The sequence below is a fragment of the Paenibacillus sp. FSL R7-0048 genome (assembly GCF_038004505.1).
Taxonomy (GTDB): Bacteria; Bacillota; Bacilli; order Paenibacillales; family Paenibacillaceae; genus Paenibacillus_AQ; species Paenibacillus_AQ odorifer.
The window spans coordinates 136461-156561 of sequence record NZ_JBBORF010000001.1 but is presented as its reverse complement, the minus strand read 5'-3'; the positions used below and the strand labels follow the sequence as shown (position 1 = coordinate 156561).

The window sequence follows — 20101 nt, the reverse complement described above, 5'->3', positions numbered from 1 at the left end:
GAGCTAATACGATTGTACTTCATAATTTTGTAATTGGTGTTCTAAAAATATACTTTCAACTAGAAAGAAGGGCTAACGCTTGACTAAATCCTATATGATTGGCGTTGATATTGGTACTACAAGTACAAAGGCAGTTCTCTTCGAGGAGAATGGAGCCATAGTTGCACAAGCGAATATGGGTTATCCCTTGCATCAACCCTCCCCTTCTATAGCGGAGCAGGACCCAGAGCAAATCCTACGTGCAGTCTTTCATACCCTCTCTAATGTCATGCGGCAAAGCGCCGTAACTCCAGATAAGATCCTATTCGTCTCCTTCAGTTCAGCCATGCACAGTGTCATTGCAATTGATCAGCTGGGTAAACCACTTACTGCCTGCATCACTTGGGCTGACAACCGTAGTGCCGGATCTGCACTTCGCCTGAAGAACGAGTTCAACGGACATGAGTTGTATTTGCGGACAGGAACGCCTATTCATCCTATGTCACCGATTACCAAGCTAATGTGGCTTCGGGAAGAGCAGCCTCAGTTGTTTCAACAAACCTATAAATTCATTTCTATAAAAGAATACATATTCGCTCGGCTGTTCGGCGAATACATCATCGATCATTCCATTGCCTCTTCTACAGGCATGCTCAACCTTGAACTTTTGGAGTGGGATCAAGAGGCCCTGGAGATAGCCCATATTTCACCAGATCAACTCTCACGGCTTGTTCCCACCACAGAGATCATGCAAGGCCTGCTTCCCGGTCTAGCAGAGGAGCTATTACTGCTCCCGACGACACCTTTTGTCGTAGGAGCCAGTGATGGCGTCTTGTCCAACCTTGGCGTAGGCGCGATTAAACCCGGTGTAGTGGCCGCAACGATTGGAACAAGCGGAGCGATTCGCACCGTAGTGGATCACCCGCTTACCGACCCTAAAGGACGGACCTTCTGTTATAACTTAACCCCAAAACATTGGGTGATCGGAGGGCCCGTTAATAACGGTGGTATGCTGTTCCGCTGGGTACGGGATGAGTTCGCTGCTTCTGAAGTCGAAACCGCCAAACGTCTTGGCATTGACCCTTACGAGGTTCTAACGCGCATCGCGGAACAAGTTCCGGCAGGTAGCGGTGGTCTTCTATTCCATCCTTACTTAACTGGTGAACGGGCACCGCTGTGGAATCCTGATGCTCGTGGCTCCTTCTTCGGCCTTTCTATGAATCACCATAAGGAGCATATGATTCGCTCGGTACTAGAAGGCGTAATCTTCAATATGTATATGGTTCTGCTGGCTATGGAAGAGCAAATCGGGCGTCCTAGCAAAATTCTGGCTACAGGCGGCTTCGCCCGTTCCTCAGTCTGGCGGCAGATGATGTCTGATATTTTTGATCAAGAGGTCATCATTCCGGAGAGTATTGAAAGCTCCTGCCTCGGAGCAGTAGTGCTTGGTCTTTACGCAACGGGCCGCGTGGACTCCTTCGATGTTGTATTCGACATGATCGGTTCAACTTACCAGCATGATCCGATTGATGAACATACCAAAGTGTACAAGCAGCTGCTGCCGATTTATATTTCCGTCTACCGTAGTCTGGAAAGCCAGTATCAAGCTATTGCGGAGTTTCAGCGGGAACAAGCTGGAGAATAGACAAAAAATAAAAGCGCCGGTCAACCCGCATATACGGGAGACCGGCGCTTTTTTATTACCTAGCAGTAGACTATGCGCTTATGGAACCTGTTTTTGCTTTCTTTGGTGCGCCTGATCCGAAAATAATCCAAGACGCAGGCACATACCGGAAGACGAGAGCCACTGCCAGCCATGAAACCAGCAGCGCAACAAGCCATCCTCCTGCAATCGCTGCGATGTACGCAAGAGAACCCCCGTGAAACGGTAATTTTCTATAGAAATACAGCAGCATAGGGTGCAATAGATAAATTCCGAAGGAGCATGCTCCCACGGATACCAAAAGTCTTGTCAGCAAGCTACGACCCGCCCCATAGAGCAAGAAGGAGATTTGCAACAGCACCACACAAGAGAGCAGCGCATGTAAATTAGAGAAACCCTCATACCATAAGCTGTTGATGACAGTTTTTTTCGTGTAATTGTTAAACCATAGCTCAACATGAACAACCCCTGCTACAATCCATAACAACCACAAAGTAATCCAAACCGGACCTTTACCGGCGCGCCAGCCTTCACGTGAAGGCACTAACCATTTTTTCAAAGAAGAGTAATACACTGCAATCCCAGCACCAAGCAGGAAATACGAGAAGTAAGTGATCGCCAGACTCCCCTTGGATAACTGCCAATACCCGTGATTGGTCATGTATTTATTCAGCAGCACAAAACCCCACTGTAGTAATAACCCGATCAGTGGCGCCCAAGCCGCCAGATGACGAACCTTTTGCAAACACCACAAAATGAGCGGAAATAACACGTAAAACTGAATAATGATAATAATATAATACAGATGCGTATATGCCGTTCCTGTCCATAAATACTTCCATAGCTTAGAAGCCATCTCCCCCGGAGGTAAGCCCCAAGTATTCCCGGCATTCATTTTTAACGCAAAATACAGCAGTGAAAATACTACATAAGGCACAATAATATAAAGCAGCCTTCTAGTGTAGAACTTTCCTAGCGTTTTACCACCCAGCGGACGGTCAATATAGTTATAGAAGAGCACGAACCCACTCAAAAATATGAATGAAGGTACGGCGAACTGGCTGAATTTATTAATAAATAAGAACGGATGAAACATGTTTGTACCTAGTGTCTCCGCCAACGTTCGTGAAGTAGCATGAATAGCCAGCACTGCAAAAATAGCAATCGCCCGAAAAATATCCAGCTGCGGAATTCTTTCTTTTTGTCTCATAATCTTTCCTCCTGTTAAGCTCCGCATCGAAATGATGCCTTTTTAATCAAATATTATGAAGGCTACTTCCCCACGTTTAAGCGTGTGCGTGTATCAGACCTTCTTCTAACGCTATTTCTCCTGCTGCACGAACCCCTTTGCCCGTTCCTCAGGGATATAACCTGACTTTTCCTGCGGACTGGATTCCAAAGAGCGAGGCACGCTTCCAAAAATAATCCATGAACCCGGAACTCGCCGGAAAGCAAACTGCACAATAAGCCAGCTCCCTCCCAGTGCGACCACAAGCCCTCCGTAGATGAACAAAACATATGTTAGCGACTCTAGGGGAATCTGATATCGGAACCTGCGATATACCGCCAGCAATAGCGGATGAATCAAATATATCGCAAATGAGAGTTCACCCAAACGTGTTAAAAAAGCAACAATCCCGCGAGAGGCCTTACGATAGATCAGGAATGTAGCATACAACAGAACCAATGCTGATAACATCGTATGGACATTCCATAATAGCTCGTACCACAGCGAATCCGTCCACACCCCAAAATGGCGGGCCACATACCATAGCTGCACATGGATAAAGGCTGCAATTAACCACCCGCTCACTAACAGGGCAGTCCATCCTTTTTGCCTGGCAGTTAGCTCTCTCCATGGCTTCATCAGCCAAGTCTTCACCTTCTCAAAGTGAATTGCGATATAAGCACCCATCATATAATAAGCCAGATAAGAGATCGCGAGGCTCCCTTTTTCAACAATGTGCAGTTCGTATTTATTCCAGAAAATAAACCCCCACTGAAGTGCCAATCCGAGCGGAACCGCCCATTTAATTAAAAAGCGGGAACTCTGGAGTAGCTTAAGCAGTACTGGAAAAAGCAAATAAAACTGAATGCTGATAAATACAAAATACAAATGCGCATATGCGGAACCTGAGAATAACGCTCTAATAAAGCTGTACAGGTTGCCACCGAGGTTCTGGGTCAATCGTCCGTTCACATATAAGGTTAGTGCGTAATAGCCCATAGAGGCTAGCAGATAAGGTAATAAAATATACTTTAATCGACGACGGTAGAAATTAATAATCAAGCTGCGTGTCACAGGACGCCCATAATAAATATAAAACAATACAAAGCTGCTCAGAAAAATAAATGAGGGCGTACCGAATTTAAAGAAAATGTTGATCCAGTTCAGCCAGTAATAATAAGGGGAATGCAGTGCCTGCTCTCCAGCGGCAAAAGATGAGGAATGCACATGCAATACGCCTAAGATCGCTAATGCTCTGAAAATATCCAGCTGGGGCAGCCTTTCCTGTCTCGCAGTGTTCATATTATATTCCTCTTCTCTACTATGATGGTTGTTCATAGAGACGCTAAGCGGAATGTGGAAACTGAAAATACCAGGAAGCCTGCACCTGCTGATTTTACATTCTGATATTTGAAGCTGAATGCCTAGCGTGGGATTCGCCTTATCCTTATCACTAACGCTAATTATATCGAATGTATCTGTTCTAAAAACTTAAGAAGAACTTAAAGTTTCCTTAATAATCTTCTCTAAGACGCAAGAAACCCTGCAGAACCTGCGCTAAAAAAACGCAATATGTAACTGCAGGGTTAAAAAAGCATCGTTTACACTTGTTCCGCATGTTCTTCCGTTGAAGAGGGGTGCAGCTCTCGCAATGGATTGCCTCCGACAAAAGAGCCAGCCGCCACATTTTTGTGCACCACGGAGCCAGCAGCTATAACTGCCCAATCTCCAATGGTTACACCGGGAAGAATCGTTGTATTCGCGCCGATCAATACATTTTCACCGATCACCACTTCGCCCAGGCGATATTCCTTGATCAGATACTCATGCGCCAGAATCGTCGTGTTATAACCAATAATAGAATTCTCACCTACCGTTATTTTCTCCGGAAAAAACACATCCACCATTGCCATAAGACCAAAAGCCGTGTGTTTACCAACCTTCATCCCCAGCATCCGTCGATAGATCCAATTCTTTAACGGTAGAATCGGACAATAGCGGGCAATCTGAATAAAAATAAAGTTGCGGACACCCTTCCAAGGGCTGACCGTACGGTAAATATACCAAAGTGAGTTATGACCTTCTACTGGATAACGGGTTACGTTTCTCACGATTCATTCGTTCCTCGCTCCATAATTTCTATAATATCCTTCATGTTATGGATGATAAAGTCCGGATCATACTTGCGGAGCGTATCCTCGCCCTTCAAAGACCAAGATACTCCAGCAGCGTATACACCGGCAGCTTTGGCTGATTGAATATCAACTGCACTGTCACCTATCATTAAGGTTTTGCGAGGATCAACACCAAGGTTGTGGACCGCTGTCAGTACGGGCTCCGGATGTGGCTTTGGTTCAGTAACATCGTTCACAGTCACAATCGTATCCATGTACTTAAGCAAATCGAACCTTTCCAGGGTCTTGATCGTTGTTGGACGGATCTTAGTAGTTACAATCCCAAGTTTGATCCCACGACGCGAGAGCTCCTCAATGGTCTCCTTTACAAGCGGAAAGGAACGCACTAACTCATCATGATGCTCATTATTATAAAAACGATAGGACTTTTCTAACGTACCATTTACATCCTCTAGTCCAGAGAATACTCTCATCTGTTGCTGAAGGGTTGTTCCCATATGCGGAATTATCTCTTCTCTGGTCAGTGGAGCCAGACCATTGTCCTTCAGCGCGTACATAAATGAACTAATGATTAGCTCATTCGTATCGACAATCGTTCCATCCAGATCAAAAAGAACGCATTCTATCATAAGTTTTACTGCTCCTTCTTATCTCCATCCGCTGGCTGTCCTTGCTCAGGTTGTGTTCCTTGACGAGTTTTCTGCGGTGTATTTACTGCGCTTTCTGGCACTACAGTATCTGCTTGGATCGGTTTAGTACATACGATAGGGTCAGAATAATGTGCTTTAGGCTCTCCGGTTACTCTGCGAATAACGATCAGCAATATAGCTGCCACAATAATCAGTAGAGAAAGCAGCTGAGAAATACGAATATTACCATAGGCAGGATCCAGATATCCTTGTTCAAAACCTAACCATTCCATCGGACTCCATAAGCCGTTTATAAACGAAGCCAGTCCTGCACTTCCGTTAAAAGCTAAACTGTCAGTACGCACAGCCTCGATGAAGAACCGACCGATGGAATACCATATAAAGTAAGACATAAAGATTTCTCCAGCACGTACAAACTTCTGACGACGGAGAACCATCAATAACGCAATCCCTAGTAAGCTCCAAAGAGATTCATACAGGAAGGTCGGATGATGAAAAGCATCTCCTATGTACATTTGATTAACGATGAAGTCAGGTAAATGCAGTTTATCCCGTAAAAAAGATTCCTCAACTACGCTGCCGTATGCCTCTTGGTTGACAAAGTTTCCCCAGCGGCCAATCATTTGACCCGCCAGTAGTCCAGGTGCACAAATATCAACAATACGCCAGAAAGGGTAACCCTTATAACGGAAATAAATAATTCCGCAAATAATCGCTCCTATTAATGCGCCGTAAATGGCGATGCCGCCATTCCAGATCTTAAAGACGTCTATCAGATTATGCTTATAATCGTCCCATTTAAAAGCTACAAAATAAATCCGTGCCCCTATAATTGCCGAGGGTACACCCAGTAGCAGCATATCCATAAAGAATTCTTGCGGGATTCCGAACCGTTTGCCCTCGCGGATCGCAAGAAATAATCCCGCGAGTGCACCGACCCCTAGTATTAACCCGTACCAGTGTACAGGTAGTGATCCAATTGAGAATACAATAGGATCTATTGCTAATGGGAACATTGTCTCACACTCCTAATCGAGATCGTCCATATCCTCAGATATGGTCGCAGTTAACTTATTCGTAAACTGCAGGGCTGCATTAAAGCCCATTTGCTTCAGGCGATAGTTCATCGCAGCAACCTCAATAATAACGGCAAGGTTACGTCCTGGACGTACAGGAATGGTTACAAGTGGAACATCGGTATCAATAATCCGCGTTGTTTCCTCATCAAGTCCAAGCCGGTCATACTGCTTGTCTTGCTGCCAAGCCTCTAATCTAACGACAAGTGTAATCCGTTTATGATTACGGATAGCACCCGCACCAAAAAGTGTCATTACGTTAATGATACCTACTCCGCGAATTTCCAACAAGTGACGGATCAACTCAGGGGCTGTACCATGCAGCTGGTTATCTGAAGTCTGGCGGATTTCCACGGCATCATCAGCGATCAGTCTATGTCCACGTTTTACAAGTTCAAGGGCTGTCTCACTCTTACCAATACCACTACTACCAGTAATCAGCATACCTACACCATATACATCACAGAGTACACCATGAATCGTTGCTGTAGGGGCTAATCTCCCTTCTAAGAAGCTCGTCAAACGGCTGGAGAAAATAGTCGTAGCCATCGAGCTACGAAGCACAGGAAGTCCCTTTTCATTACTTATATCAATTAACTCCTGTGGCACATCCAAACTACGGGTAATTACGATACAAGGGGTATTGTCATTACAGATTCCACGAAGCCTACTTTTACGTTCAGCTTCAGGCAGCATGGAGAAGAATGCGAGTTCTGTCTTACCTAATAGTTGAACACGTTCTTCCGGATAATATTCGAAATAACCAGCAATCTCTAGTCCAGGGCGATTCAGGTCATCGACCGTAATAGGTCGTTTTAGACCTTCCTGGCCGGAAATAACCTCTAATTGAAAATGTTGTACCAATTCAGATACTTTTACTTTCTTAGCCATGTAAATTCGTCCTTTCGTCACCTGCGGTATATGTCCGCTTACTGCGTCCGGTTGACAGCGATCTCATTACAATTCCGGAGGTAATTCTCCTGCTATCTTAATTGATAACGCTTGTGAATGCAATCTTAACGCCTATCCATTACGACCCTAATTAAACAATAAAGCCACCCTTTCGGGTGGCTTTATCAAGAGAGAAAAGATCCTGCGATCTTATCCCAACAGAATGTTAACTTCGGATTCTTTATCGAAGAAGTGAACTTTGTTCATATCGATAGCCAATTTTGGCTTGCTGCCTTCGCGAGTAGTGGAACGTCCATCTACACGAGCGATTACAGTAGATTTACCAAGGCCGCTCAAGTAAAGGAGCATTTCGTGACCAAGGTTTTCAGTTACATCAACCAATGAAGTAAAGATTGTGTTCGGGGAAGCTTCCAAGAATACTGGCTCTTCATGGATATCTTCTGGACGAACGCCCATAATTACTTCTTTGCCAATGTAGCCTTTGCTGCGGATGATTTGAGCTTTTCCGCCTGGTACTTCAACATCAAGGTTCTCAGCGCGGAAACGGATAGAACCGTTTGCTTCGGACAAAGTACCATTGATAAAGTTCATTGTAGGGGATCCGATAAATCCAGCTACGAACAGGTTAGTTGGTTCATTGTACAACTCTTCAGGGGAAGCAGCTTGTTGAATGATACCATCATACATAACTACGATACGGTCACCCATTGTCATAGCTTCTGTTTGGTCATGCGTTACGTAGATACAAGTGGTTTCAAGGCGTTTAACCAGTTTAGTGATTTCAGCGCGCATTTGACCACGAAGTTTAGCATCCAAGTTGGAAAGAGGCTCATCCATCAAGAAGACTTGTGGATCACGTACGATAGCGCGTCCCAAAGCGACACGTTGGCGTTGACCACCGGAAAGTGCTTTTGGTTTACGATCTAGCAAATGCTCGATATCGAGAATTCTAGCAGCTTCACGTACTTTCTTGTCGATTTCATCTTTCTTCACTTTACGAAGTTTCAAACCGAAAGCCATGTTTTGGTATACGCTCATATGCGGATACAGGGCGTAGGATTGGAATACCATCGCGATATCGCGGTCTTTAGGTGCAACGTCGTTGACTACACGATCGCCAATGTACATTTTACCTTCGGAGATTTCTTCCAGACCAGCGATCATACGCAAAGTTGTGGATTTACCGCAACCGGATGGTCCAACCAATACTAGAAATTCCTTATCTTTAATATCAAGATTGATATCCATTACTGTTGCTTTATCTGAACCCGGGTATTTTTTGAAAATATGCTCTAAACGTACGCCTGCCATTGTATTTCCCCCTCGAGTTAATTATTGATTAATTGAAAAATTCTTTTTTCCTTGTACATTTATATTACCCTAGACGGGACACGGTGGCTATTTGTAACGTTCACAAAAAACCTATTTCCTTTTCGTCACTTTATACAAAAGCATAGTAAGCTTCACAATAGCAGCGTCCCCAAAGCTACGCACATCGGCACCCGTCTCCTGTTTTATCTTGTCCAGACGGTATAAAAGCGTGTTGCGATGAATATATAGCTTCTTGGCTGTTTCACTTACATTACAATCCATCTCAAAAAACGTCTCCAGGGTCATCAGCATCTCTTTATCCGATAGTACGGTAGAATAGTCGCCAATCTGTCCAAGTAACTGTTTACGCCGTGCATCAGGAATGCTGTTAACCAGACGTTCCAAATGCAGCTCCCAAGGTAAATGAATATATTCACCCACTTGGAAAATTCGTCCGAGTACAATAGTCTCCCTCAGCAAGGCCACGGATCCCGTCAATCCCTTAACAGGAACGATAGCCGGAGCTACAGCCAAATGGAATACACCTACCCATTCGCTGGCTATCAGTTCGTGCAAGCCCATGCTGGTCTGAGCCAGAATTTCATCTACACTCTCTTCTTCCTCATCCTTATCATCCCCGCCCGTGAGTAGTTCCTTCCGGGCCAATATTAACCATTCTTTTTCTTGAAGAGGTATAAGCAGAATTTCATTCTCAAAATAGCTGCGCAACAGCTTCATTAAGGAACGATAAGTGATCTGCGGGCTATGTGCATTCTCACTGCTAAGTAGGAATGGAACCATATCTCCGAATAAACGTCCCTTTAGAGCCATCTCATCGGGTATCTCAGAGTCATTTTTCTCTTGCTCCAGTTCGGTGTTCAACCAGGTTCCCAGCTGCCGAGCCTCCGCTTCCCCTTCTTCTCTAACCCCAGTAGCTTTTAGTGCAATTGCAAAGTTTCGAACTGCATAATTCACTAATTGAATTTCCAAAGAGTTAAGTCCATCCAATTCCACCCAGACAGCGGTTACACGTCCATCAGTCTCATATAATGGTGCCCAAAGATGACCTTCATGGATTACCGGCTGTTCTTGTGCTTCCAATCCCAGGCTAAAAAGAGAAGCTGAATGTTGCCTCCCTAACTGCTTGATTCCGGTTTTCTTTCCGGTGAGCTGCTCTAACTTTTTTCGCAATGTTTCGCTATCCATAGTCACCATACTCCACCACTTTTGCTCTTTTCGCCTATTTTAGCATATTCTCTAATATTATGTTAATCACTACAGCAGCGCGCTACTATAATACGACATAAAAACACAAAAAAAGCCACCACCCTAAGGTGATGACTTTCTGTTTGGGATGAGCCATGAAGGACTCGAACCTTCGACACCCTGATTAAAAGTCAGGTGCTCTACCAACTGAGCTAATGGCTCATAAATGGTGGGGGATGATGGATTCGAACCACCGAACACGTACGTGAGCAGATTTACAGTCTGATGCGTTTGGCCACTTCGCTAATCCCCCAAAAAAGGTGGCTCGGGACGGAATCGAACCGCCGACACGAGGATTTTCAGTCCTCTGCTCTACCGACTGAGCTACCGAGCCATAAGATTACATGACAATTAAGCGGAAAAGTCTTACACTTCCCACTCATTTTGTGGAAAAAATGGCGGAACCGACGGGATTCGAACCCGCGGTCTCCTGCGTGACAGGCAGGCATGTTAGGCCAACTACACCACGGTTCCGCATTAATTAAAAATGGTGCCGGCGAGAGGACTTGAACCCCCAACCTACTGATTACAAGTCAGTTGCTCTACCAGTTGAGCTACACCGGCACGGTGTAAAAGCAATTCTAAAAAGATGAAAATGGTGGAGGCTGAGGGGATCGAACCCCCGACCCTCTGCTTGTAAGGCAGATGCTCTCCCAGCTGAGCTAAGCCTCCAGGTATTATGGTAGCGGCGAAGGGGATCGAACCCCCGACCTCACGGGTATGAACCGTACGCTCTAGCCAGCTGAGCTACACCGCCACAATAATTAGTATTGCTATGGATTGAAAATGGCGGAGAGAGTGGGATTCGAACCCACGCACCGCTTACGCAGTCTAACCCCTTAGCAGAGGGTCCCCTTATAGCCACTTGGGTATCTCTCCAAACGATATCAGTACCACAGCAATCCAAACAGGAATTTGACTCCCTGAAAACTGAATCCGAAACAAATCTGCATTTTAAGTATAGGATAAGCCCTCGACCGATTAGTATTGGTCAGCTCCATGCATTGCTGCACTTCCACCTCCAACCTATCTACCTCGTCGTCTTCAAGGGGTCTTACTAATTGGGAAATCTCATCTTGAGGGGGGCTTCACGCTTAGATGCTTTCAGCGCTTATCCCGTCCGTACGTAGCTACCCAGCCATGCTCCTGGCGGAACAACTGGTGCACCAGCGGTACGTCCATCCCGGTCCTCTCGTACTAAGGACAGCTCCTCTCAAATTTCCTGCGCCCACGACAGATAGGGACCGAACTGTCTCACGACGTTCTGAACCCAGCTCGCGTACCGCTTTAATGGGCGAACAGCCCAACCCTTGGGACCTACTTCAGCCCCAGGATGCGATGAGCCGACATCGAGGTGCCAAACCTCCCCGTCGATGTGGACTCTTGGGGGAGATAAGCCTGTTATCCCCAGGGTAGCTTTTATCCGTTGAGCGATGGCCCTTCCATGCGGTACCACCGGATCACTAAGTCCGACTTTCGTCCCTGCTCGACTTGTAGGTCTCGCAGTCAAGCTCCCTTATGCCTTTGCACTCTGCGAATGATTTCCAACCATTCTGAGGGAACCTTGGAACGCCTCCGTTACTCTTTAGGAGGCGACCGCCCCAGTCAAACTGCCCGCCTGACACGGTCCCCGTACCCGGTAAGGGCACTAGGTTAGAACCTAGATACGATCAGGGTGGTATCCCAACGGCGCCTCCACCGAAGCTTGCGCTCCGATTTCTACGGCTCCCACCTATCCTGTACAGATCGTACCCAAATTCAATATCAAGCTGCAGTAAAGCTCCATGGGGTCTTTCCGTCTTGTCGCGGGTAACCTGCATCTTCACAGGTATTAAAATTTCACCGGATCTCTCGTTGAGACAGCGCCCAAGTCGTTACGCCATTCGTGCGGGTCAGAATTTACCTGACAAGGAATTTCGCTACCTTAGGACCGTTATAGTTACGGCCGCCGTTTACTGGGGCTTCGGTTCATAGCTTCGGGTTACCCCTAACCACTCCCCTTAACCTTCCAGCACCGGGCAGGCGTCAGCCCGTATACTTCGCCTTGCGGCTTCGCACAGACCTGTGTTTTTGCTAAACAGTCGCTTGGGCCTTTTCACTGCGGCCCCCTCGTGCTATTCACACTACCGGGGCACCCCTTCTCCCGAAGTTACGGGGTCATTTTGCCGAGTTCCTTAACGAGAGTTCTTCCGCGCGCCTTAGAATTCTCTTCTCGCCTACCTGTGTCGGTTTGCGGTACGGGCACCTTCTCCTGGCTAGAGGCTTTTCTTGGCAGTGTGAGATCATGACCTTCGCTACTATAATTTTCGCTCCCCATCACAGCCCAGCCTTAATGATGTGCGGATTTGCCTACACATCAGCCTCACTGCTTAGACGGACATCCATCAGTCCGCGTCACTACCCTCCTGCGTCACCCCATCGCTCATAGCGGATTACGGTGGTACAGTAATTTCAAACTGTTGTCCTTCGACTACGCCTTTCGGCCTCGCCTTAGGTCCCGACTTACCCTGAGCGGACGAGCCTTCCTCAGGAAACCTTGGGCTTTCGGCGGATCAGATTCTCACTGATCTTTTCGTTACTCATACCGGCATTCTCACTTGTGTAGTGTCCAGCGCTCTTTTCAGTACACCTTCAACCCCTACACAACGCTCCCCTACCCCAGATACATACGTATCTAGCCATAGCTTCGGTGGTGTGTTTAGCCCCGTTACATTTTCGGCGCAGAGTCACTCGACCAGTGAGCTATTACGCACTCTTTCAATGGTGGCTGCTTCTAAGCCAACATCCTGGTTGTCTGTGCAACTCCACATCCTTTCCCACTTAACACACACTTGGGGACCTTAGCTGATGGTCTGGGCTGTTTCCCTTTTGACAATGGATCTTAGCACTCACTGTCTGACTCCCGGCAATAAGTATATGGCATTCGGAGTTTGACTGAGCTTGGTAATCCTTGCGGACCCCGCACCCAATCAGTGCTCTACCTCCACTACTCTTATACCGAGGCTAGCCCTAAAGCTATTTCGGGGAGAACCAGCTATCTCCGAGTTCGATTGGAATTTCTCCGCTACCCCCACCTCATCCCCGCACTTTTCAACGTACGTGGGTTCGGGCCTCCAGTGCGTGTTACCGCACCTTCACCCTGGACAGGGGTAGATCACACGGTTTCGGGTCTACGTCCACATACTAAGTCGCCCTATTCAGACTCGCTTTCGCTGCGGCTCCACCTTCTCGGCTTAACCTTGCATGTTAAACGTAACTCGCCGGTTCATTCTACAAAAGGCACGCCATCACCCATAGATCGGGCTCTGACTTTTTGTAAGCACACGGTTTCAGGTTCTATTTCACTCCCCTTCCGGGGTGCTTTTCACCTTTCCCTCACGGTACTGTTTCACTATCGGTCGCCAGGTAGTATTTAGCCTTAGCAGATGGTCCTGCTGGATTCATACGGGGTTTCACGTGCCCCGCACTACTCGGGATCCGTCTCGGAGAGAATACAGTTTAGGTTACAGGGCTTTTACCTCTATCGCGGGCCTTTCCAGACCTCTTCACCTACCATATTCCTTTGTAACTCCATGTGAGACGTCCCACAACCCCTAAGAGCAAGCTCTTAGGTTTAGGCTGTTCCGCGTTCGCTCGCCGCTACTGACGGAATCACTATTGTTTTCTCTTCCTCAGGGTACTTAGATGTTTCAGTTCCCCTGGTCTGCCTCTACATTTCCTATGTATTCAGAAATGAGTAACTGCGAATTACCACAGCTGGGTTTCCCCATTCGGACACCCCCGGATCAAAGCTTGCTTACAGCTCCCCGAGGCAGTTTCGTTGTTCGCCACGTCCTTCGTCGGCTCCTGGCGCCTAGGCATCCTCCGTGTGCTCTTATTAGCTTAACCTTGATTCTTCCGAAGAAAAATCTCACTAATAACATTTACTTGTTTACACAAGTTGCTAAAAGATGTTCTAAAACGCAAATTCGTTTCGGTATCCAGTTTTCAAGGATCAAGTTGAAAAAGTTATTCATTTAAAATTTATGGTGGAGCCAAGCGGGATCGAACCGCTGACCTCCTGCTTGCAAGGCAGGCGCTCTCCCAGCTGAGCTATGGCCCCATAAAATTACTCTATAATGTTATATGGTGGGCCTTGGTGGACTCGAACCACCGACCTCACCCTTATCAGAGGTGCGCTCTAACCAACTGAGCTAAAAGCCCATATAACATATATAACATTGTGAATCAACCAATGAATTGGTTGTCCGCTTGGCAACGTCCTACTCTCCCAGGACCCTTCGGTCCAAGTACCATCGGCGCTGGAGGGCTTAACGGTCGTGTTCGGGATGGGTACGTGTGGAACCCCTCCGCTATCGCCACCAAACGCATACGAAAGAGACTTGCTCTTTCAAAACTGAACACGAGTGAGTGTTCGAACCCGAGGGTTCTATCGTGGAAGCTTAGCTTCCGATTTGAATGTTCTCATTGCAGAGAACGATTCTCCATAGAAAGGAGGTGATCCAGCCGCACCTTCCGATACGGCTACCTTGTTACGACTTCACCCCAATCATCTACCCCACCTTCGGCGGCTGGCTCCCTTGCGGGTTACCCCACCGACTTCGGGTGTTGTAAACTCTCGTGGTGTGACGGGCGGTGTGTACAAGACCCGGGAACGTATTCACCGCGGCATGCTGATCCGCGATTACTAGCAATTCCGACTTCATGCAGGCGAGTTGCAGCCTGCAATCCGAACTGAGACCGGCTTTGATGGGATTGGCTCCACCTCGCGGCTTCGCTTCCCGTTGTACCGGCCATTGTAGTACGTGTGTAGCCCAGGTCATAAGGGGCATGATGATTTGACGTCATCCCCACCTTCCTCCGGTTTGTCACCGGCAGTCACTCTAGAGTGCCCAGCATTACCTGCTGGCAACTAAAGTTAAGGGTTGCGCTCGTTGCGGGACTTAACCCAACATCTCACGACACGAGCTGACGACAACCATGCACCACCTGTCTCCTCTGTCCCGAAGGCCGCTGCTATCTCTAGCAGATTCAGAGGGATGTCAAGACCTGGTAAGGTTCTTCGCGTTGCTTCGAATTAAACCACATACTCCACTGCTTGTGCGGGTCCCCGTCAATTCCTTTGAGTTTCAGTCTTGCGACCGTACTCCCCAGGCGGAGTGCTTACTGTGTTAACTTCGGCACCAAGGGTATCGAAACCCCTAACACCTAGCACTCATCGTTTACGGCGTGGACTACCAGGGTATCTAATCCTGTTTGCTCCCCACGCTTTCGCGCCTCAGCGTCAGTTACAGCCCAGAAAGTCGCCTTCGCCACTGGTGTTCCTCCACATATCTACGCATTTCACCGCTACACGTGGAATTCCACTTTCCTCTTCTGTACTCAAGCCACCCAGTTTCCAGTGCGACCTCAGGTTGAGCCCAAGGTTTAAACACCAGACTTAAATAGCCGCCTGCGCGCGCTTTACGCCCAATAATTCCGGACAACGCTTGCCCCCTACGTATTACCGCGGCTGCTGGCACGTAGTTAGCCGGGGCTTTCTTCTCAGGTACCGTCACTCCGGTAGCAGTTACTCTACCGGACGTTCTTCCCTGGCAACAGAGCTTTACGATCCGAAAACCTTCATCACTCACGCGGCGTTGCTCCGTCAGGCTTTCGCCCATTGCGGAAGATTCCCTACTGCTGCCTCCCGTAGGAGTCTGGGCCGTGTCTCAGTCCCAGTGTGGCCGTTCACCCTCTCAGGTCGGCTACGCATCGTCGCCTTGGTGGGCCGTTACCCCACCAACTAGCTAATGCGCCGCAGGCCCATCCCTCAGTGACAGATTGCTCCGTCTTTCATTCTTCTCTCAGGAGAAAAAAGAAATTATCCGGTATTAGCTACCGTTTCCGGTAGTTATCCCAGTCTGAAGGGCAGGTTGCCTACGTGTTACTCACCCGTCCGCCGCTAAGTTATTTTGAAAGCAAGCTTTCAAAATAACTCCGCTCGACTTGCATGTATTAGGCACGCCGCCAGCGTTCGTCCTGAGCCAGGATCAAACTCTCCAATTAGTATTGAAAAGAGCGATATGCTCATTTTGAAACATCTGACGAGAAAATTAATTCTCTAATTTGGATTTCACTTACGTGATTTCCCACTCACTCGTTGTTCAGTTTTCAAAGATCAATGTCTCATCTTTCGTCGTCGTCGCTTGTCAGCAGCGACCTTTATAATATATCACAGCGCCTTTGTTTTCGTCAAGCATTTTTTTAATTTCTTTTTTTGCTTGACCATTTCAGCAAGTTGTTAATCAACAGCTTGTCCAAACGGGCGAGACTTAATGTATCATATTTTTCAAAGCCACGTCAAGCATTAAAATAAAATTATTCTTAATCCGAGTAACATAACCACGCCAGGAAGCCCAAGAACCGTTACTGCGCCTATAGTTGCAGGGTTCAAAGGGATATACACCTGCGTGAGCAAACCTGAGAAGTTCACTACATATATCCCGAGTGCAGCCAATACCAAATGAACCCCAAATAAACTTAGCCACCCAAAACCCAGCTTTTTTCTAAATACAACTAAACCTAATAAGATAACGGATAATATCAATACGCCCATAGCTATCATTCTAAGCATGTAGATCCCCCTTATACATTTATTTATAAGCCCTTATATTTGACTGCTGTTCAACCCCAAGCTTTTTGCATGTTTGAGATGTATCTGATATTTACGTTCTGCAGCCTCCAAAATATATATCGCGTAATCTATCTGATCCTGTCCCAACGCCTCGTCGAACATCAGGTACGCCCTCTCCCACTCTGAATGCGCCTTACGGACCTCTAAGAGGGTTTCCCATCCCTCACTTTCCTTTGCGCCTTGTTCCTTATCCACTCCCCACCACAGCTCTCTCCACCATCCCATTTCAATTCCTCCTCAGAATAATTCTGATGCAAAATACACATCTCGTTATTCTCATTCATATCGGGATAGGGACAAACTTAGAACAAAAAAAAGGAAACCCGAGGGCTTCCTTTTTGAAAAATACCACTATAGAGCTGCTAGAATAGCTCGCGACGGCCTTCCAACGCTTTGGACAAAGTAACTTCATCAGCGTATTCAAGATCGCCACCTACAGGCAAGCCATGAGCTATCCTGGTGATTTTAATCTCAAACGGCCGAACAAGACGAGAAATGTACATCGCCGTTGCTTCTCCCTCAATGTTGGGGTTAGTCGCCATTATAAGCTCACTTACTCTCTCATCACTCAGACGGGTCAATAATTCTTTCAGGCGAATATCATCAGGGCCGATACCCTCCATAGGTGAAATAGCACCCTGAAGAACATGGTAATATCCATTAAACTCCTTGGTTCGTTCTATAGCCACCAAATCCTTAGAGTCTTGAATCACACATATCACTGAAGGATCTCTAGTTTTGTCCTGACATATCTTACATGGGTCCGTATCCGTAATATTACAGCAGACCGAGCAATAGTGAAGATTGCGTTTGACGCTTACTAGCGCTTTTGCAAAATCAATGACTTCATCCTCTTTCATGTTAAGCACATGAAAAGCTAACCGGGCGGCTGTCTTCGGTCCAATCCCGGGCAAACGCGTAAAAGCATCGATCAGCTTAGCTAGCGGTTCGGGATAATACAAATTAATAATTCTCCTTTAGACTGAAGTGGAGTGGGCTATTAGAACAAGCCTGGGATCTTCATTCCACCAGTGAATTTACCCATGTCATTGTTAGCAAGCTCTTCAGCTTGAGTCAATGCATCATTTACAGCAGTGATTACAAGATCTTGCAGCATTTCAACATCTTCCGGATCAACGGCTTCCGGTTTAATTTGAATAGACAGCAATTTTTTGTGGCCGTTTACTTGAACAGTAACTACGCCGCCACCTGATGAACCCTCAATAACCTTGCCTCCGAGTTCCTCTTGAGCTTTAAGCATTTGCTCCTGCATTTTCTTAACTTGCTTCATCATTTGGTTCATATTATTCATACATCGTCTCTCCTTTGGAATGCGCAATTAGCGCTAGTATGTTTATATTACTCTTTTATGACAACAAGGTCTTCTCCAAAAAGCTGGATAGCCTCATCAATCCAAGGTTCAAGTTTAGCTTCTGCAGTATCGTGTTCATGCTCCAATTGCAGTTCTTCTTTGCCAGTCTGTCCCACAGACTTCTGGGCAGCTTCATTCCAGTCACGAAGCATCATGGTTACAAGTCTATAAGGTTTGCCTAGACGCGCTGCAAGCACACTCTCAATAACCTGTCTGTTTGCCGGCTTCTCAGTAGTATCGCGGTGAATCGTGTTCTTGAATGCAACAAGCACCGCATCCTCCATAATCGATACTGGCTCACCGTCTACAAACCATGCATGAACCGTTACCTTTTCCTCTTTTACTCCCTGCAGAACAAGGCTCCACTGTTTATAGATAGCTGCAAAATCGGGACTATCCTTACCAGCAATAAACTTATCTACGTTAGGAGGCATTTTGGAGGCTGAAGAAACCCGCGGTGTTGGAACCGCGTGCGATTTCGGTGCAGGAGCACCATCACGCCCTCCTCCGGAAATACCACCGGATTGCATTGCCTGTTCCAGCTTCTTCTCCAGTGCTGCGATCTGTCTTTTGAGAAGATCCAGTTCACCAGAGTCAACGCTCGAATGATTCGCGCTTACTCCGGCATTTGTTTCACCTAACGGAGCAAATGCGGCGCTCTGACTTACCTCTTGCTGCAAGCTGCAAAGCTTCATCAGCGCCACTTCAAACAGTGTCTGAGGATGTGTTGCGTATTTCATTTCACCTAGGTATTTATTGATTGTATCTACAATCTGAAATAGACGCTCCCGAGAAAATGCGGTGGCCATATCTTTAAATTCAGCAGGATTCAGCACCCGCTCTGTTAATTGATCGGCCTCGGGTACCATCTTAATCATCAATAAATCACGGAAATAATACATGAGATTCTCTAGGCATTTATCTGCACTTTTACCTTCATGCATAAGCTGCTCAACGAGCTCCAGAAGAAGACCCATATCACCTTCTAATATGGCAGTGGCAAGACGTGCAAATTGCTCGGAGGGAATTCCCCCTGTCATTCCTAACACTTGCTCGTACGTAACATTACCATCTGTAAAGGATGAAATCTGATCCAGCAAGCTCAATGCATCACGCATACCACCATCAGATAGACGGGCAATATACTGCAATGCGTTGTTATCCGCTGTAATCCCTTCCTTCTCACAAATAGCAGTCAGATGGGCGGTCTGTTCTTCTAACGCCACTCTACGGAAGTCAAAACGCTGACAACGGGAAATTATTGTCGCCGGCAATTTGTGAGGTTCCGTTGTCGCAAGAATAAACATCGCATGTGACGGCGGTTCCTCCAAAGTCTTTAATAGAGCATTAAAAGCTTCTGTCGTCAGCATATGCACTTCATCAATGATATACACTTTACGGCGCACCTCGGTAGGTGCATACTTCACCTTCTCACGCAGATCACGAATCTCCTCTACGCCCCGGTTTGATGCCGCATCTATTTCCTGTACATCCATTACATTACCCGCAGCGATTCGCAGGCAGGATGGACATTCGTTACAAGGTTCCGGACCTGGCCCACGTTCACAGTTAACCGCTTTAGCTAAGACTTTAGCAGCACTTGTCTTACCAGTTCCCCGCGGACCGCTGAACAGATAGGCATGCGAAACCCGCTGTTCACGAATTGCGTTCTGCAGCGTTTGGATAATGTGCTGTTGTCCAACCATGTCTTGAAACGACTGCGGCCGCCAAGCACGGTACAGCGCGATATGTTCCACTATGCATTACCCTCTCTTAAGCTGCCGCTTTCCCGGCATTTGTCGCAAATTTATTATACTATATTCATCGGCTATT

14 protein-coding genes, 10 tRNA genes and 3 rRNA genes are annotated in these 20101 nt (G+C 46.9%); 1 reads left to right on the top strand and 26 read right to left on the bottom strand.

Annotation, left to right across the window (positions count from 1 at the left end; genetic code table 11):
* Positions 1 to 94 precede the first annotated feature (94 nt).
* Positions 95 to 1624, top strand: coding sequence for a gluconokinase (gene gntK / locus NSQ91_RS00770; protein ID WP_076192674.1), 1530 nt, complete (start codon positions 95 to 97; stop codon positions 1622 to 1624).
* A 70-nt stretch (positions 1625 to 1694) separates the two neighbouring features.
* On the opposite strand, the gene NSQ91_RS00765 is transcribed toward gntK, so the two are convergent.
* The 26 genes from NSQ91_RS00765 to dnaX form a co-directional block, all read right to left on the bottom strand.
* A complete protein-coding gene (locus tag NSQ91_RS00765) occupies positions 1695 to 2852 on the bottom strand; it encodes an acyltransferase (protein ID WP_076305434.1) in 1158 nt (385 codons plus the stop codon).
* A gap of 111 nt (positions 2853 to 2963) precedes the next feature.
* Positions 2964 to 4172: an acyltransferase gene (locus NSQ91_RS00760; protein WP_340916107.1), complete on the bottom strand. Its 1209-nt coding sequence runs from the start codon at positions 4170 to 4172 to the stop codon at positions 2964 to 2966.
* Positions 4173 to 4471: 299 nt separating this feature from the next.
* A complete protein-coding gene (locus tag NSQ91_RS00755) occupies positions 4472 to 4981 on the bottom strand; it encodes an acyltransferase (RefSeq protein WP_179088253.1) in 510 nt (169 codons plus the stop codon).
* Entirely contained in the window at positions 4978 to 5634 is a 657-nt protein-coding gene (gene ppaX, locus NSQ91_RS00750) for a pyrophosphatase PpaX (protein ID WP_340916102.1), read from the bottom strand. Before ppaX ends, NSQ91_RS00755 begins: the two co-directional genes overlap by 4 nt.
* A 5-nt stretch (positions 5635 to 5639) precedes the next feature.
* Entirely contained in the window at positions 5640 to 6671 is a 1032-nt protein-coding gene (gene lgt, locus NSQ91_RS00745; RefSeq protein WP_076126827.1) for a prolipoprotein diacylglyceryl transferase, read from the bottom strand.
* 12 nt (positions 6672 to 6683) lie between these two features.
* Complete coding sequence (gene hprK / locus NSQ91_RS00740) at positions 6684 to 7622, bottom strand: HPr(Ser) kinase/phosphatase (RefSeq protein ID WP_036687047.1); 939 nt, start codon at positions 7620 to 7622, stop codon at positions 6684 to 6686.
* A 210-nt stretch (positions 7623 to 7832) separates the two neighbouring features.
* On the bottom strand, positions 7833 to 8954 hold the full coding sequence (locus tag NSQ91_RS00735) for an ABC transporter ATP-binding protein (protein ID WP_076126826.1): 1122 nt from the start codon (positions 8952 to 8954) through the stop codon (positions 7833 to 7835).
* A gap of 111 nt (positions 8955 to 9065) precedes the next feature.
* Positions 9066 to 10160 (bottom strand): PucR family transcriptional regulator, encoded by a 1095-nt coding sequence (locus NSQ91_RS00730; RefSeq protein WP_076126824.1) that lies wholly within the window; start codon positions 10158 to 10160, stop codon positions 9066 to 9068.
* A 149-nt stretch (positions 10161 to 10309) separates the two neighbouring features.
* Positions 10310 to 10382, bottom strand: a tRNA-Lys gene (locus tag NSQ91_RS00725).
* A 5-nt stretch (positions 10383 to 10387) separates the two neighbouring features.
* A tRNA-Tyr gene (locus NSQ91_RS00720) sits at positions 10388 to 10473 on the bottom strand.
* Positions 10474 to 10481: 8 nt separating this feature from the next.
* Positions 10482 to 10554: transfer RNA gene (locus NSQ91_RS00715), tRNA-Phe, on the bottom strand.
* A 62-nt stretch (positions 10555 to 10616) separates the two neighbouring features.
* A tRNA-Asp gene (locus NSQ91_RS00710) sits at positions 10617 to 10694 on the bottom strand.
* Between the two features lie 14 nt (positions 10695 to 10708).
* Positions 10709 to 10784: transfer RNA gene (locus NSQ91_RS00705), tRNA-Thr, on the bottom strand.
* Between the two features lie 32 nt (positions 10785 to 10816).
* Positions 10817 to 10892 (bottom strand) — tRNA-Val (locus NSQ91_RS00700).
* 8 nt (positions 10893 to 10900) lie between these two features.
* Positions 10901 to 10977 (bottom strand) — tRNA-Met (locus NSQ91_RS00695).
* A 30-nt stretch (positions 10978 to 11007) separates the two neighbouring features.
* Positions 11008 to 11099: transfer RNA gene (locus tag NSQ91_RS00690), tRNA-Ser, on the bottom strand.
* An 82-nt stretch (positions 11100 to 11181) separates the two neighbouring features.
* Positions 11182 to 14108, bottom strand: a 23S ribosomal RNA gene (locus tag NSQ91_RS00685).
* A 138-nt stretch (positions 14109 to 14246) separates the two neighbouring features.
* A tRNA-Ala gene (locus NSQ91_RS00680) sits at positions 14247 to 14322 on the bottom strand.
* A gap of 24 nt (positions 14323 to 14346) precedes the next feature.
* Positions 14347 to 14423: transfer RNA gene (locus tag NSQ91_RS00675), tRNA-Ile, on the bottom strand.
* A 46-nt stretch (positions 14424 to 14469) separates the two neighbouring features.
* Positions 14470 to 14586 (bottom strand): 5S ribosomal RNA (gene rrf / locus NSQ91_RS00670).
* Positions 14587 to 14710: 124 nt separating this feature from the next.
* A 16S ribosomal RNA gene (locus tag NSQ91_RS00665) occupies positions 14711 to 16268 on the bottom strand.
* The 16S, 23S and 5S rRNA genes sit together here with 10 tRNA genes alongside, the layout of an rRNA operon.
* A gap of 301 nt (positions 16269 to 16569) precedes the next feature.
* Complete coding sequence (locus tag NSQ91_RS00660) at positions 16570 to 16827, bottom strand: pro-sigmaK processing inhibitor BofA family protein (protein ID WP_370510561.1); 258 nt, start codon at positions 16825 to 16827, stop codon at positions 16570 to 16572.
* Between the two features lie 42 nt (positions 16828 to 16869).
* Positions 16870 to 17121, bottom strand: coding sequence for a DUF2508 family protein (locus tag NSQ91_RS00655; RefSeq protein ID WP_076130375.1), 252 nt, complete (start codon positions 17119 to 17121; stop codon positions 16870 to 16872).
* A 137-nt stretch (positions 17122 to 17258) separates the two neighbouring features.
* Positions 17259 to 17858, bottom strand: a complete 600-nt coding sequence (gene recR, locus NSQ91_RS00650; RefSeq protein WP_036679922.1) for a recombination mediator RecR — start codon at positions 17856 to 17858, stop codon at positions 17259 to 17261.
* Positions 17859 to 17896: 38 nt separating this feature from the next.
* Complete coding sequence (locus NSQ91_RS00645) at positions 17897 to 18208, bottom strand: YbaB/EbfC family nucleoid-associated protein (protein WP_036679924.1); 312 nt, start codon at positions 18206 to 18208, stop codon at positions 17897 to 17899.
* Positions 18209 to 18255: 47 nt separating this feature from the next.
* Complete coding sequence (gene dnaX / locus NSQ91_RS00640) at positions 18256 to 20025, bottom strand: DNA polymerase III subunit gamma/tau (RefSeq protein ID WP_076130376.1); 1770 nt, start codon at positions 20023 to 20025, stop codon at positions 18256 to 18258.
* Positions 20026 to 20101 lie beyond the last annotated feature (76 nt).

Bases quoted from the DNA above. Each gene is read 5' to 3' on its own strand.
- gntK (WP_076192674.1), top strand. From the start codon at position 95: ATGATTGGCGTTGATATTGGTACTACAAGTACAAAGGCAGTTCTCTTC.
- NSQ91_RS00765 (WP_076305434.1), bottom strand. From the start codon at position 2,852: ATGAGACAAAAAGAAAGAATTCCGCAGCTGGATATTTTTCGGGCGATT.
- NSQ91_RS00760 (WP_340916107.1), bottom strand. From the start codon at position 4,172: ATGAACACTGCGAGACAGGAAAGGCTGCCCCAGCTGGATATTTTCAGA.
- ppaX (WP_340916102.1), bottom strand. From the start codon at position 5,634: ATGATAGAATGCGTTCTTTTTGATCTGGATGGAACGATTGTCGATACG.
- lgt (WP_076126827.1), bottom strand. From the start codon at position 6,671: ATGTTCCCATTAGCAATAGATCCTATTGTATTCTCAATTGGATCACTA.
- hprK (WP_036687047.1), bottom strand. From the start codon at position 7,622: ATGGCTAAGAAAGTAAAAGTATCTGAATTGGTACAACATTTTCAATTA.
- NSQ91_RS00735 (WP_076126826.1), bottom strand. From the start codon at position 8,954: ATGGCAGGCGTACGTTTAGAGCATATTTTCAAAAAATACCCGGGTTCA.
- NSQ91_RS00730 (WP_076126824.1), bottom strand. From the start codon at position 10,160: ATGGATAGCGAAACATTGCGAAAAAAGTTAGAGCAGCTCACCGGAAAG.
- NSQ91_RS00660 (WP_370510561.1), bottom strand. From the start codon at position 16,827: ATGATAGCTATGGGCGTATTGATATTATCCGTTATCTTATTAGGTTTA.
- NSQ91_RS00655 (WP_076130375.1), bottom strand. From the start codon at position 17,121: ATGGGATGGTGGAGAGAGCTGTGGTGGGGAGTGGATAAGGAACAAGGC.
- NSQ91_RS00645 (WP_036679924.1), bottom strand. From the start codon at position 18,208: ATGAATAATATGAACCAAATGATGAAGCAAGTTAAGAAAATGCAGGAG.